The 16169-nt window shown below is 40.6% G+C and carries 8 protein-coding genes; 5 read left to right on the top strand and 3 right to left on the bottom strand.

Going from position 1 to position 16169, the window contains the following annotated elements; translation table 11 throughout:
* Positions 1-46 precede the first annotated feature (46 nt).
* From C4F40_RS04395 to ispE, 3 genes are all read right to left on the bottom strand, one after another.
* Positions 47-2050: a heavy metal translocating P-type ATPase gene (locus tag C4F40_RS04395; RefSeq protein WP_196938144.1), complete on the bottom strand. Its 2004-nt coding sequence runs from the start codon at positions 2048-2050 to the stop codon at positions 47-49.
* Between the two features lie 507 nt (positions 2051-2557).
* The gene (locus tag C4F40_RS04390; protein ID WP_196938143.1) at positions 2558-2806 is read right to left on the bottom strand and encodes a hypothetical protein; all 249 of its coding nucleotides are present in this window, start codon (positions 2804-2806) and stop codon (positions 2558-2560) included.
* Positions 2807-3889: 1083 nt separating this feature from the next.
* Positions 3890-4699 carry a 4-(cytidine 5'-diphospho)-2-C-methyl-D-erythritol kinase gene (ispE, locus tag C4F40_RS04385; protein WP_196938142.1) on the bottom strand — a complete coding sequence of 270 codons (810 nt, stop codon included), beginning with the start codon at positions 4697-4699 and terminating at the stop codon, positions 3890-3892.
* 140 nt (positions 4700-4839) lie between these two features.
* Here ispE and C4F40_RS04380 point away from each other — a divergent pair, with 140 nt between their 5' ends.
* The 5 genes from C4F40_RS04380 to bglX all read left to right on the top strand — a co-directional run bounded on the left by C4F40_RS04380 (position 4840) and on the right by bglX (position 16155).
* Entirely contained in the window at positions 4840-7689 is a 2850-nt protein-coding gene (locus C4F40_RS04380) for a helix-turn-helix and ligand-binding sensor domain-containing protein (protein WP_196938141.1), read from the top strand.
* 277 nt (positions 7690-7966) lie between these two features.
* Positions 7967-10972 (top strand): SusC/RagA family TonB-linked outer membrane protein, encoded by a 3006-nt coding sequence (locus C4F40_RS04375; RefSeq protein WP_196938140.1) that lies wholly within the window; start codon positions 7967-7969, stop codon positions 10970-10972.
* 10 nt (positions 10973-10982) lie between these two features.
* Positions 10983-12476, top strand: coding sequence for a RagB/SusD family nutrient uptake outer membrane protein (locus tag C4F40_RS04370; protein WP_196938139.1), 1494 nt, complete (start codon positions 10983-10985; stop codon positions 12474-12476).
* Positions 12477-12488: 12 nt separating this feature from the next.
* Entirely contained in the window at positions 12489-13847 is a 1359-nt protein-coding gene (locus C4F40_RS04365; RefSeq protein WP_196938138.1) for a glucoamylase family protein, read from the top strand.
* 34 nt (positions 13848-13881) lie between these two features.
* Complete coding sequence (bglX, locus tag C4F40_RS04360; protein WP_196938137.1) at positions 13882-16155, top strand: beta-glucosidase BglX; 2274 nt, start codon at positions 13882-13884, stop codon at positions 16153-16155.
* Positions 16156-16169 lie beyond the last annotated feature (14 nt).

Raw genomic sequence — 16169 nt, 5'->3', positions numbered from 1 at the left:
TGAGTGTGATCATGTAATACTCGAAGAAAGCCTCCATGGCTTCTCCTTATGTTAATTTAATATGTTGAATGCGTATGGCATTAAAAATTGCTAATAATGCAACCCCTACATCTGCAAAGACCGCTTCCCACATCGTAGCTAATCCGCCTGCGCCTAAAATTAAGACTATAATTTTCACACCAAAAGCGAACGAAATATTCTGCCAAACGATCTGTTTTGTTTTTTTTCCGATATGGATAGCAAGTGGAATTTTAATAGGGCGATCATCTTGAATAACGACATCTGCCGTCTCGATAGTGGCATCCGATCCCAACCCGCCCATAGCGATACCTACATCGCTTAATGCGACTACCGGCGCATCATTAATCCCATCTCCCACGAACGCTATTTTACCGCTATCTTGCTGTATTTCTTTAAATCTATTTACTTTATCCTCCGGAAGGAGATCCCCAAATGCCCGATCGATACCCAATTCTTCGGCAACATGACTAACTACTGATGATTTGTCGCCACTGAGCATCGTAACGCGTAATTGCATATCGTGCAAGCGATCGATGGTTTCTTTGGCATCCCGTTTAATTTGATCAGCGATCGTGATATATCCGATATACGTACCGTCGAAAGCAACAGCTATTGCGGTGTGGACAATAGCATTAAGATCTGTATCATATTTAATCTGTGCACTATCCAACAGTTTAAAATTACCGACTAATAATACTTTATTTTCGACTATACCTTTGAGACCATGGCCGGCTATCTCTTCTACATGCGCTATGTGAATACTTTTATCTATTTCCCCCACATAGTTGTGGATAGCTGTCGCAACGGGATGTGTACTATATGACTCCAGTACATTTACATAACTTAAAATTTTGTCGCGATCAATCACATCATCGAACTGCACATCTTGAACATCAAATACGCCTTCAGTCATCGTACCGGTTTTATCCATCACGACATGTTTTAAAGAAGCCAATACATCTAAAAAATTTCCTCCTTTAATCAAAATTCCATTTTTGCTGGCAGCTCCTATTCCACCAAAATATCCCAATGGAATAGAGATAACAAGCGCACACGGGCATGATATCACCAAAAATACCAACGCCCTATATAGCCAATCCCGAAATACATAATCATCTACAAAAAGAAAGGGAAAGAAGGTGATCCCTATCGCTAAAAATACAACAATAGGCGTGTATATTTTGGCAAATTTTGAAATAAACAATTCAGTTGGTGCCTTTTGAGAAGAGGCGTCCTGCGTTAATTGAAGGATCTTGCTAAGTTTACTATCCTCGTATGCCGTAGTTACTTCCATTTCAACGACAGTATGCTGATTAATCATTCCCGCAAGCACCACATCTCCCTTATTCTTTCCATCTGGCTTGCTTTCTCCGGTTAACGCTGCGGTGTTAAAAGTACCTTTATCACTGCGCAAAATGCCATCCAATCCCAACTTCTCCCCCGGTTTAACCTGAACCCTGTCCCCTACGCTTACTTCGGCTGCTTTTACTTTCCTCCAATCGCCATCTCGATAGACTGTTGCTTCATCGGGACGTTGATCCAACAACATTTTAATATTAGCTTTAGCACGTTTAACCGCCAAGGTTTGGAAATTTTCACCTACCGTGTAAAATAACATCACCGCAACTCCCTCTGGATACTCATTGATCGCAAAAGCACCTAAAGTGGCAATACCCATTAAAAAGAATTCAGAAAAAAAGTTTCCTTTGGATATACTGACTGCGGCTTCTTTAAGAACAGGTAGGCCTACAGGGATGTAGGCAATCAGATATCCTATAAAACGCGTTGTGCCGTTAAACCAAGACTGTGTAATATAATGATCTAAACTTATACCGAGAAGCAGAAGTACTAAACTGATAATAGCCGGAACAAAGAGATAAAATGTGCCTCGGGATTCGGAATGCTGATGATCCTGATCACCGTGGCCGTGCGTATGTGAAAAGCAGTCATTATCGGCGTTGGCATATACTTTTGCGGTTTGACTACAAATTGTACATACGCCATCAATATAATTATGTTTATGCTGCATAGATCACTTCTTTTGTTTTACTAACTATTACGAAGTTAGTGATCTCAGGCGAATAAATACAGTAGTTAAGAAATTTGTTGAATGATCGTTTTTACGTGTCCAGTTCAAACGATTTTAGTGCATTTTCGGGTAAAAGGGTACACCTTTTGAAAAAATGGGTTCACAATTGGACCAAAAGGATATTACTTTGGACGAAGAGCGTTCACAGCTGGAACAGAAGGATGCCACTTTGGACCAAAAGGATTTATAGTTTAAACAGAATGGTATCACTTTGTATAAGAAGGGTTTACAGCTGAACCAGAAGAATACCACTTTAAACCAAAAGGGTTCAAAGTTGGAACGGAAGGATACCACTTTGGATCAAAAGGGTTCACAGTTGGACCAAAAGGGTACCCTTTTCGAACAAACACATTCACTTTTGGGAGGAAGGCATCCTCTTTTACCCTAGAAGGATCCACAGTTCCCCCAAAGTAGTATCCTTTTCGCGCCAAAAAATAACGAACTAAATTACCTGTGCAGCGAGAGGGTGATGCCGGCCTTGCGGATCGCGGCAAACACCTCTTCATTCGAACTTTTGTAACAAATCGATGCATTAATTCGTCCGTCTTTGGGTATGCAGTTCATGTCCTTTACTGTAAAACCGTGCCATCTACTCATCTGGGCTACAAAAGTCCTTAGGGATGCTTCTTTATAGCTATGTGACACCTTGGTCCAAGCAAGCTCCTCTTTAATATCCCCATTAGACCGGTAGATCATCGTGTCGCTGCCGGCAAAGCACCGGAAACATTCCGGCGCTAGCTCGAGCTAGCTGGAGATGTCTTAACCGGAAATTAAAGCTAGTCAAAGTATTGTAGACTAAAGTAGAATATTTATGAAATGTAACCAAATTGCCGATCCTGTAGCATAACCTAAAAATTCATTAACCTGCAACAAAGTGCGTAGCTAAAGCTACTATGGAATTTGCTGACTTTACCCGTGTAGACCATATCACGCTTTGCCGGACAAAAGACGGCTGGCAGGTAAGTAAAATGATAACGACATATCCTTAAAACTGAGTAGTTTTGTTTCTTATCTGAGGTCTGCAGGAGTGCAGGCTTTTTTGATTAAGAAAATGTGATGCTTGAAACTGCCTGCTCGTATTTAAGCACAAACTAAAGAGATCTTGAACTATTCTTTCGTTAAAAGTAACATCCGCAAACATGTACCTGTTACCCCTCCATGTCGTGCGAAATTAGCGAATTTCATCGGGATCGCTGCTCAGTTGCTGTAAACGAAGATTATTGTGTTGTTAAGCTGTACTGCGTACGTACGAATTCAGCGATTATAGCCCTATGTGCACCCTATACAGGATATACATCGCTCCAGACAGATATACAACGTCCGCACTGTACGGTGTGTAAGCTGCAATGTATGTAGCATATGACGCATAGTGTGTATGCATTGCCAAATTACTTACGTAAACGCCCTACATCACGTAAAGATTGGGAGGGATAAGCGTGTACATCTTAGGCTGTCCAGTCCATTTTTGCTGATGTATGCGCACAAATCGACAATGTATGTATAGTTTACGGTAAAGACAACACACATTACGGCAAACTAAAGTCTGTTCGTGATAGACTATAACCTGTTCAAGGTGATGTATATATGCAAAATTGAACCATTTTCCTATAACGAAATTCCGGGTGCAAATTCTTACAATGCTATTGTACCGGAATGAGTAGCTGTTCGAAATTCCCAACAGGCAACTTCTTATTTCAACCCTGATCTAAGCAACAACCAGTGTTTCCAAGAAACTGGGAGAAAAGCTTTGCTAGACGTAAACGAGTGTATCAAGCTTTTTTATAAGTCTACCGGGTAATAGATTTTACCTAAGGTTTCCAACTCTGATAAGTCTACTTCTTCCTGTTCGAAAATACCGAATACCGCGGATCCTGAGCCAGACATTGAAGCGTACAGCGCACCCTTTTCATAAAGTTTATGCTTTACTTTTTCGATCAAAGGATACTGTTGAAACAGGCCCAATTCAAAATCATTCGTTAAATGATATTTCCATTCCTGGATGGGTAAACGGACAACACGCTGAATATTTATTATCGGCGTCTGCGGTGTAATACGCTGATAGGCTTCGGCCGTTGATATGTGAATATCGGGTTTGACAATGACGATACGATATTTTGAAAGATCTAATGTTATCGGCGCAAACGTTGTTCCCGTTCCGCTGGCAAAAACAGGCGTGTTTTCAATAAAAAATGGACAATCGGCGCCCAGTATTGCCCCGTAGGTCTGCAGCTGCGCTGTTGTTAAATTTAATTCGTTTAACTGATTCAGTAAAATCAATACCTGAGCCGCGTCGGAGGATCCGCCACCCAAACCGGCTCCAATAGGGATATTCTTCAATAAATGAATGGAAACTGGCTTAAGGTCAAAATCGGCACCTAGCAATTTATAAGCCTTTTCGCAAAGATTAATACCCTCTTGTGGTATAGATAGCCCCTCCGATCGAAAAGAAAAGGTATCTGACTCCGTAATTTCAACGACATCGTACAACTTTACCGGATAAAAAACGGTTTCAATATTGTGATATCCATCTTCTCTTTTTTCAGTAACAAGAAGACCTAAATTAATTTTAGCGTTGGCAAATGAAAGCATAAATCAAACTTAGATAAAATGCGTTGTATTCGCGAACACCTGGTGCAAAAAAAACTAGACGTATTTTGGTTTTATATGCAAAAATAAAAGTTCGGATTATATTAGATAACTTTATACTTTTTAGAAGTCTAACATTATATATGATTCGTTTTCTGCTATTCTACTGCTTTTTATTCTTGTTTCAGACCCTATCGGCGCAACACATTATTCGCTCGGGGACACCCTACGTAAAACAATACGCGAAAAACATATATAAAGCGGGCAATCAAAATTGGGGTATTGCTGTAAGCCCTGAAGGAATCATATATGCCGCCAATACAGAAGGGTTACTAAGTTTTGATGGTGAATTTTGGAATTTACACCCACTTAAGAAAAAATCCATAGTACGCAGTGTGTCTGTAGATACAAATGGCAAAGTTTATACCGGTGGTAAGGGTGAATTTGGTTTTTGGGAACGCAAAAAGTATGGTGGAATGCATTACACAAGTATCTCAGGACTCGTCGATAAATCGGATTTACAAAATGATGAAATATGGAAAATCATCATAGGAAAAGATAAAATATATTTCCATTCGTTTTCAAAATGTTATGTGTATGAAAATAATCAAATAAAAACGATAACTGCATCTGGAGAACCCTTTTTATTTCCGCATCTCACAAACGGTGACCTGTATTTCGAACAGATCCCTTCGGGATTACATAAACTGGTGAGCGATAATCTTCTACCGGTTAAAGATAAATCTCTTCTTGGACAAAAAAATATTTTTTGTATCCTCCCTTTCGACGAAAGACATGTATTGATCGGTACCGCTACAGACGGACTATTTAAAATGGACAAAGAAGGTAATATTACACCTTGGAAGACCGCTGCTGATCAATATCTTAAACAGGCTCAGTTAAATAATGGCATTGAAGTGCACGGAGGGCATTATGCCTTCGGTACTATCCAGAATGGTGTCTTCATCATTAACAAAAATGGTGAGCTAATTCAACATATCAATAAACATAATGGTCTTCAGAACAATACCGTATTAAGTATCACGAAAGACAGGCAGGAAAATATCTGGGTTGGGCTAGACAATGGTATTGACCGAATCGAAATCAATTCGGCTTTATATTATTACGCTGATTTTTCGGGGAGCATAGGTACTGTTTATACATCGGCTGTTTATAATGGAAAAATATATTTGGGAACGAATCAGGGGCTCTTTGTGAGCCCCTGGAAAGGTCCTGATGACTATAATTCATTCAATTTTAAGCTAATACCGAATTCAAACGGACAAGTGTGGACTTTATCTATAATTGGATCCGATTTGATATGCGGCCACAACAACGGCACTTTTAAAGTAGAACATGATAAATTAAATCAAATTTCAACGGTGACTGGAGGTTGGATTTTTTCGGCTATCGACGGTACAAATTCTATTTTACAAGGTAATTATACCGGTATAGCTTTATTCCAACGAAATCCTACTGTAGCATTTATAAAGCAATTTGACGAGGTAAAAGAACCGATAAGATATATCAACCAAAAATCAGGCAACGAGTTTTGGATTGGAAATGAAAACGAAATCAAACTGGTACAGTTTTACAATGAGTTTAAAAACACAAGCGTTACAAATTCAATTGCGAGAGATCCGCAAAGCAACATAAGATATCACGGAATTTTTAAAGTGGAGAATAATTTGGTTTTCGCAACAGATTCTGGCTTATATGTGTATGATGATATTGTAAAAAAATTCAAACCGCATGACGATATCAATGAGAAGCTAGGCTCATTTAAATATTCGAATAAAATCATTCCGATCCATTCCAATAGTTATTGGTTTGTAAAGAAATCACACATTGCACATGTAGAAATTACATCCAATGGTACAGTAGTGATAGACTCCACCTCGCTCAACCCGCTAAGCGACAAAATGATGAATTATTACGAAAGCATTATACCTATTACAGATCAACTATTTCTGATAGGCTTAGATAATGGCTTCGCAATTTATGATACGCAGTCTATAACAAAAGTCGAAATTAAAAAGCCGATCATCTCACATATATGGAATATATCTGACGGGATAAGCGCCATTCTTGATGAACAAATATCGATCGCAAATCGGGAAAACAATATTCGAATAGCATACGCTTCTCCTTGGTATGCCTCTTCCTCGGTCCAATATCAATATTTTTTAGACGGATACTCTGAGAAATGGTCAGATTGGGAAGAAACTTCCTACCGGGACTTCACAAACCTAAATTTTGGAAGTTACACGTTTCAGGTACGTGCAAGATCTGCAGATGGCACTGTTTCAGAAGTGACTAGAGTTTCGTTTGAAATCCAGGCCCCTTGGTATCTATCATGGAAAGCAGTATTACTATATGTCATTGCATTAGGTTTGATCACGTATTTTGGAAGACAATGGAACAACAAGCGGATCCAAAAACGACAATTTCAAATCAATAGGAGGCTACTGGCGCAACAGAAGGCAGCTATCGCCCGTGATGCCGAACTGAACGAGCAGAAATTAGTAAAACTTAAAAACCAACAGTTGCAAAACGAATTGGATATTAAAAACCGGGAACTCGCCAATTCGGCGATGAATATTGTCTACAAAAATGAAATGCTTAATAATTTGCACGACGAACTCAAAAATTTAAAAGATTCGGAAGGCAGATCGCTTAACCCTGATCAGCTTCGGAGGGTAAATAAACTCATAGATGATGCACATAACGATGACCGGGATTGGGATCTATTTGAGAAAAGTTTTGACGAAGCACATGGAAATTTCTTTAAGAAGTTAAAGGCTGAATATCCCGAATTGATACCTAACGACTTAAAACTATGTGCTTATTTGCGACTAAATATGTCGAGTAAAGAGATTGCTTCTTTACTGAATATAACAACACGTGGGGTGGAGATAAGACGTTACCGATTACGCAAAAAACTCAGTATTCCGACCGAAAAAAACCTCTCCGAATTTCTTCTAGAACGTTAAATTACGTAAAAAGACTACATCATTACCTCTCATACTAAACAGTGTATTAACAACACTAAGTTTATAAACCATAAAATCATATAAATACAATAACATACTGTTTTAGATATTGTTATAGTAAATAATATCATTCGAATTGAATAGATTTTATTGCTGTAGTAGTAATGTTGATCTCCTCACACTTTGATCGAAACAAATTCCTCGTGATATTCGTTGATAAAGCTAACGGGGAGTAAACTTCTCAAATATTATAAATCAGTACAAAAACTATGTTTTTATGAAGAAACTATCTACATTATTTCTGCTGTTCCTAACGGCAAGTATAGGATACGGGCAGATAACAGTCAGCGGGGTTATTAAAGACAGTCAGTCTTTAATTGTGCTACCGGGGGTGACTGTTAACGTCAAAGGGAAAAACCTGACGACGCAAACCGACGTCACGGGGCAATTTACGATAGAGGCAGCTCCAACTGATGAGCTGGAGTTCAGTTTTATAGGATACACGCCGCAAACTATAACCATAGGCGATCAAACAACTATTGATGTATTCTTGGATGATGAAAGTCGCGCTTTAGATGAAGTGGTGGTTATCGGGTATGGAACGGCACGTAAACGAGATTTAACGGGATCGATAGAAACTGTTAAAGGATCAGTTGTCGCTGATAAGCCGAATGCCAATCCTATCGCTTCGATACAAGGTAAAGTAGCCGGTGTTCAGATCGTCAATTCTGGTAGACCAGGACAAGAACCGGATATACGAATAAGAGGAACAAATTCCATCAATGGTTTTAAACCGCTATACGTAGTTGACGGTGTGTTAAATGATAATATCAATTTTCTGAACCCAGCAGATATTGAGTCAATGGAAATCTTAAAAGATCCGTCGTCATTGGCTATATTTGGTGTAAGGGGTGCTAATGGTGTGATCATTGTAACCACAAAAACGGCTAAGGCAGGACAATTGAATTTTAATTTTAATTCGACTATCGGCTTTAAATCGGTAACAGATCGGATGAAATTAACTGATGCGGCTGGTTTTAAAATGCTTTATGATGAGCAACTGGCTAATCAAGGTAACCCAGCGTTTAATTACGCCAATTACAATGCAGATACCGACTGGCAAGATGAGATATTCCAGAATGGAATATTGAACTACAACAACTTGAGTGTAAGTGGAGCTACAGAGAAGAATAAATTCTATATGGGTCTAGGATACATGATTGATGAGGGAATCATAAAAAACGAAAAATTAAATAAAATAACGTTAACCCTGAATGATCAATTAAGCATTACGGACAATTTCCGCGTGGGTATTAATTTTAGCGGATACCATTCTAAACTACCTCAAAATGATGCATTTTATAACCCAATAGTTGCAAGCGCAGTGCGAGCTGCTCCTATTTCGCCGGCTCTTGATGACGCATCAAACTTATATTACCAGCTTCCTGATTTTCAACGGGCGCAAATTCGTAATCCATTGGTAAGCGTGAATGATTTATACGATAATGCGATCTTAGATGAATATCGCGCAGTTGGTAATACCTTTGCAGAGGTAGACTTTCTAAAAAACTTTACCTTTAGAGGCTCCTTTCTATTCGATTATGGCTTTAACCAAGGTCGAACTTACGAACCTTTGATCCGCATGTACAATCCGGATATCGCCGGAACAGACAAAACTGACTTAATCACTACAACGACTGCTGTGTCTCAGTATCAAAACGTACATAAAAAAATACAGACAGATTGGTTGTTGACCTATAAAAACACGTTTGGTGATCACGACTTGACGGCTACGGCTGGATGGACGTCCTATTATCTGCGTTTTGAAGACGTAACCTCGCGTAGAACACAAGGCAATGGTGATCCTATTCCTGACGATCCTCGATTTTGGTATACTAATATCGGTGCTACGAGTGCGATGCAAGGTGGTGGTAGCGCTTGGGATAATGCCACATTGTCTCTATTAGCACGTGCTATCTATAGCTACAAAGGGAAATATCTATTAAATGGATCGTTCAGACGAGACGGGAATTCGGCATTTCACAAATACGGAAATGAATGGCAGAATTTTGGCGCTATAGGAGCCGGCTGGGTTATTTCTGAAGAAGATTTTCTGCAAGATCAATCTTTTATTAACAACTTAAAAATTAAAGGATCGTGGGGCGTGTTGGGCATTCAAAATACAGCCGATTATAGATACCCTCTATACCCTTTATTGACGGCACAAAATTCAGCTGTTTTCGGAGACGACATATATCCTGCTTTAGAACCGTCCTATATTCCCGATAGAAATTTGACCTGGGAACGCGTTACATCGTGGGAGGCAGGTTTTGAATTAGCGGCGTTATCCAATAGACTGACCTTGAACGCAGTGTATTACGATAAACATACGGATGGAATTATCGTACTCCGTCCAGGTTTGTTGGGTACTAAACCTGGTCTCTCAAATGCGGGAGAAGTTCGAAACAACGGGCTTGAATTATCCAGTTCGTGGTCACAGCCTCTTGGAGAAGAGCTATTACTTAATATCAGTGGAAATCTCACCACAATGAATAACAAAGTAATTTCCTTAGTAGAGGAAGGTTACCAGATAACGGATGGAATTTCAAGAACCACCACGGGGTATCCTATCGGTTATTTTTATGGATATAAGATGGAGGGCATATACCAAAATGCAGCCGAAATAACTGCATCGCCAACAAATACACTTAATACGGTGCGGCCAGGAGACATTAAGTATGTGGACGTAAATGGTGATGGTGAAATTACCACCGCCGATCGAACATTAATTGGTAATCCTACACCCGATTTCACCTATGGTTTCACATTGAATCTAGCCTATAAAAACTTAGATATTAGCACCGATTTTATGGGCGTAGTAGGCAACGATATCTTTAGAAACTGGAATAGAGGATCCTTTACGCAATTCAACTTTTTAGAAGATCAATTGGGCCGGTGGTATGACGAAGGCACTTCAAACACCGAACCCATTATCGATCGGACGAGAGATAATAATAGGCTTGTATCAGACTACTGGATCGAAAAGGGCACCTTTTTCCGGCTGCGTAATCTACAGATAGGTTACAACTTTCCAACAGATATGCTGCAAAACGCGAGAATTAAATCACTTCGCGTGTTTTTAAATGCACAAAATGTTTTTACGGCAAAACAAACTACAGGATATACTCCTGAGATTGGCGGTAGTGCCACTTCCTTTGGTCTGGATAACGGTACCTATCCCGTTCCATCCATTTATACTTTTGGTGTTAATTTAAATTTTTAAATCAGAAATTATGAAAAATATACATATAAAATTTTCGGCATTTCTATTCTTGTCCGTCATTCTCACATCTTCTTGTCAAAAGGATTGGCTTGATAGAAAGCCCTTGGGGCAATATTCGGAAGAAGATCTAGTAGGTGGTTCGCTAAATGGAATGACATTAGCCGTTTATGCGGGTCTAAGAAATGAGGGTATAAGCGCAATGCCTTATTTAGCGGTACACAATATGCGTGGCGATGATGCGCAAAAAGGAAGTGATCCAGGCGATGGTGTGGATGCTGAAACTTATTTCGACAATTTTCAGTATACCAATGATTTTTGGCTGGTGAATAATTATTGGACCGGACACTACAATCTGATCAATCTAAGTAATAATGTAATCAATGAAGCTGATTCGCTGAATTTGACCGATGAGATGGCGTTGGTAAATGTGGCAGAAGCACGGTTCTTAAGAGCTTTTGCATACTTTAATCTGGTACGTGCATTTGGTGAAGTACCTCTTATTGATTATCGAATTTATACCGCGGCAGACGCTATAAGACCCAAATCGACCATCGCTGAAATATACCAACTTATTGATGATGATCTCGCGTATGCAGTAAGTCAGCTTCCTGTGGAGAAAGACTGGGACGGGAGATTTTCCGGACGAGCTGTTAAAGGAACTGCACTCGCGGTAAAGGCTAAAACCCATTTAGCCCGAAAACAATGGGTGGCAGCCTTAAGCGCTACCGAACAAATCATTACGTCAGAACAATATAACCTTAATACACCTTATCATGAAATCTTTACCGAAGCCCAAGAGAATGCATCGGAGTCGGTGTTCGAAATTCAGGCTTTTTATGATCAAAGTAATACGAACTTAGGGATTAATTACGCCGTGCACCAAGGCGTGAGAGGAGCTGGAGAGTGGAATTTGGGCTGGGGCTGGAACGTGCCTAATGAAATTTTAGAAAACGCTTTTGAAGAAGGAGATCCCAGAAAAGACGCTACTCTATTGTACTCGGGCAGGCTAAACACTCCCTATAACGAAACACTACCTGAAAATGCCAACAGACCGTATTGGAACAAAAAAGTATACACAAATCCTCAAATACGAGATCGTGCAGGAAATCGACAAGGACAATGGTTTAATTTTAGAGTAATCCGGTATGCTGATGTCGTGCTTATGGCCGCAGAGGCGGCAAATGAAACCGGAAATAGCGGCAAAGCATTGGAATACCTTGAAATGGTAAGGTTCCGTGCTAGAGGACTCAATGCGACCGTATTACCTGAAGTAACAACAGAAGATCTGGAAGAATTACGTGCAGCCATTCGCCACGAAAGACAAGTCGAATTGGGCATGGAAAACGAACGTTTCTTTGATCTGGTGCGATGGGAAATAGATGTGGAGACACTTCATGCTGCAGGAAAAACCGGTTACCAAATCAAACACCGATTTTTACCTATCCCACAACCTGAGATAGATAAATCGGGTGGTATATTAGTTCAAAATACAGATTACGATTAAAAATTGAATAACATGCACATATTCCATTATATTTTTCCGTTTACATTACTGGTGTTGGGCTCTTGTTCTGGCCCAACACATCGCGATGATACTGAACAAAAAAAAGACACCATAACACTCTCCGACGATTCGCTATTGACACTTATCCAAAAGCAAACTTTCCAATATTTTTGGGAAGGTGCCGAACCTAACTCTGGCCTAGCCCGTGAGCGCATTCATATTGACGGTGAATATCCGGAAAATGATCAAAATGTCATTACGATAGGTGGCAGCGGATTTGGCATAATGGCGCTTCTCGTGGGTATTGAAAATGGATACGTCAGTGTCGCCGAAGGGCAAAAGAGACTGGCACACATTGTGGAATATTTGGGACGAATAGAGCGTTTTCAGGGAGCTTGGTCCCACTGGTATTTTGGAGATACCGGAAAACCCAAAGCATTCAGTCAAAATGACGATGGTGGTGATCTCGTCGAAACGGCTTTTATGGCGCAAGCATTAATCTGTGTAAGGGAATATTACAAAGATGGAAATACAGATCAGCAACAGATTGCAGAAAAAGCAGATCAACTGTGGAAAGGCATAAACTGGGACTTCTACCGCAATGGCAAGGATGTTTTGTTTTGGCATTGGAGCCCGAAATATGCATGGGGTATGAACCATGCCATACAGGGATACGACGAAGGACTGATTACGTATATTCTTGCGGCCTCCTCTCCTACGCATCCTATCCCTGCTTCTACCTATCACAAGGGATGGGCGAGAAGTGGTGAAATAAAGTCGTCCTTAACAAAATATGATATCCCGACTATTGTAAAGCACAACGCAAAATCGGGTGAAGTGGGGCCTCTTTTCTGGCAACATTACTCCTATCTTGGATTAAACCCGAAAGGTCTTCAAGATCAATATGCTAATTACTGGGATGCAGCGGTGAATCATACCAAAATAAATATCGAACATGCTAAACAGAACCCAAAGCAATATGCTGGATATGGTGCAGATAAAGGCTGGGGATGGACTGCTAGTTATTCCGTAAAAGGCTATCAGGCGCATCATCCAGATAACGATCATGGTGTTGTTTCGCCAACAGCCGCGCTATCCTCTATCCCATACACGCCAAACGAGAGTATATCTTTTGCACGTTATCTTCATGAGCAGCTTAGCGACAAGGTATGGGGTAAATACGGGTTTTATGATGCATACAGCGAAACCGAAAACTGGTTTCCACAACGCTATCTGGCAATTGATCAAGGTCCTATTGTAGTGATGATTGAGAACTACCGTTCGGGATTCTTATGGAATTTGTTTATGAACGCAACGGAGATACAGGACGGTTTGAAAAAGCTCGGATTTGAAAGTCCGCATTTAAAATAATCATTGTAAATGATGAATTCTTTAAAATAAATACATGAAAATAGCAATTACAGGATTACTTATTGGCTTAATCCATCTCGGATCGTTGTATGCGCAGGATCCGAAGATGGACAATTTCATAATGGATCTTATGAAAAAAATGACCGTTGAAGAAAAAATCGGTCAGTTAAACCTAGTAACCGGTGGTGAAGCAATCACCGGATCATCGGTATCGACAGGTGTCGAATCAAAAATTAAGGAGGGCAACATCGGCGGTATTTTCAGCATGTCTTCCCCAGCAAAAATCCGAGTAGCGCAAGAGTTAGCCGTTAAAGAGTCGCGCTTAGGAATACCTATTATTTTTGGAATGGATGTTATTCATGGGTACAAAACCATGTTTCCTATTCCGCTAGGCTTGGCAGCGACCTGGGATATGGCATTGATACGCGAATCGGCCCGCATAGCGGCTGTGGAAGCGACTGCAGATGGCTTAAACTGGACCTTCTCCCCCATGGTTGATGTCTCGCGGGATCCCCGTTGGGGAAGAATTTCGGAAGGGAGTGGTGAAGACACCTATTTAAGTTCGAGGATTGCGATTGAGATGGTTAAAGGGTATCAAGGAGACGATCTACGCGCAAATAACACATTAATGGCCTGCGTTAAACACTTTGCGCTTTATGGTGCTGCTGAGGCAGGCCGCGACTACCATACAACCGACATGAGTCTACATCGGATGTATAACGAATATTTACCACCCTATAAAGCTGCCATAGATGCCGGAGCTGGCACGGTAATGACCTCGTTCAACGATATTAACGGTTTGCCTGCAACTGCTAACAGATGGCTGATGACAGACGTACTCCGAAAGCAATGGGGATTTAAAGGTATGGTAGTTACTGATTATACAGCCATCAATGAGTTGATTGATCACGGCTTGGGCGATCTACAGGCGGTGTCTGCATTATCGCTAAAAGCGGGTGTACATATGGATATGGTTGGTGAAGGTTTCTTAACCACATTGAAAAAGTCCCTGGAAGAAGGAAAAGTGACGCAGGAAGAAATTGATCAGGCCTGCCGGTTAATACTGGAAGCTAAATATAAATTAGGTCTTTTTGAAGATCCTTTCCGCTACTGCGACGATAGTCGGGCAAAAAGCAATATTTTGACGCGAGATCACCTTAAAAAAGCACGCGAAGCAGCAGCAAAGTCATTTGTGCTACTTAAAAATGAAGACAATTTATTACCATTAAAAAAGCAGGGAACCGTTGCTGTTATCGGTCCGCTTGCAAATAGCGGAGAAAATATGCCGGGCACCTGGAGTGTGAGTGCCGACTTAGCGAATACGCAATCACTTGTAGAGGGTATGACAGAAGCATTGGGAAATAAAGTAAAGATTGTTACGCATCTAGGAAGTAACTTGGTGGAGGATGCTGCTTATCAGGAGCGGGCAACAATGTTTGGCAGAACCATCCCTCGAGACGAAAGACCTGAACAGGAGATAATCGACGAAGCGCTTCGCGTAGCGGAAGATGCTGATATTATCGTCGCAGCGCTCGGTGAAGGATCAGAGATGTCGGGCGAAAGTTCGAGCAGGACAGATCTAAACATTCCTGCTGTACAACAGCGCTTATTGAAAGCACTGCTAAAAAGTGGAAAACCTGTTGTTTTGGTGCTCTTTACCGGACGGCCACTGACGTTAACCTGGGAAGACGAGCATGTACCGGCTATATTAAATGTCTGGTTTGGCGGAACAGAGACCGGTAAAGCTGTTGCTGATGTATTGTTTGGCGACATCAATCCTTCTGGAAAACTACCGGCTACATTCCCGCAGAATGTCGGTCAAATTCCATTGTACTACAGTGCCAAAAACACGGGACGTCCGCTTGCCGAAGGAAAATGGTTCGAAAAGTTTCGCTCTAATTATCTAGACGTAACCAATGAGCCGCTTTACCCTTTTGGATATGGCCTGAGTTATACCTCTTTTGACTATAGCGACATTCTTCTGGATAAAACGTCGTTTTCTCCAGGAGAAACTATCCAAGCTGATATCACCATCACCAATACGGGAAATTATGATGGAGCGGAAATAGTACAATTATACGTTAGAGATCTAGTCGGTTCGGTAACGCGACCGGTTAAAGAATTGAAAGGTTTTCAGAAAATATTTTTGAAAAAGGGAGAGCGTAAAACGATCTCATTCAAGTTAACGGAAAAAGATCTAAAGTATTATAATCAAAGCCTGGAATACGTCGCTGAATCCGGAGACTTCAAGCTGTTCATCGGGCCAAACTCAACGGATACAAAGGAAATTGATTTCAAACTTTTGTAAAAGCGGGAGGCATA

The sequence above is a fragment of the Sphingobacterium pedocola genome (assembly GCF_015209965.1).
Taxonomy (GTDB): Bacteria; Bacteroidota; Bacteroidia; order Sphingobacteriales; family Sphingobacteriaceae; genus Sphingobacterium; species Sphingobacterium pedocola.
The sequence above is the reverse complement of the archived record's forward strand: the minus strand, read 5'-3'. Positions and strand labels throughout refer to the sequence as shown.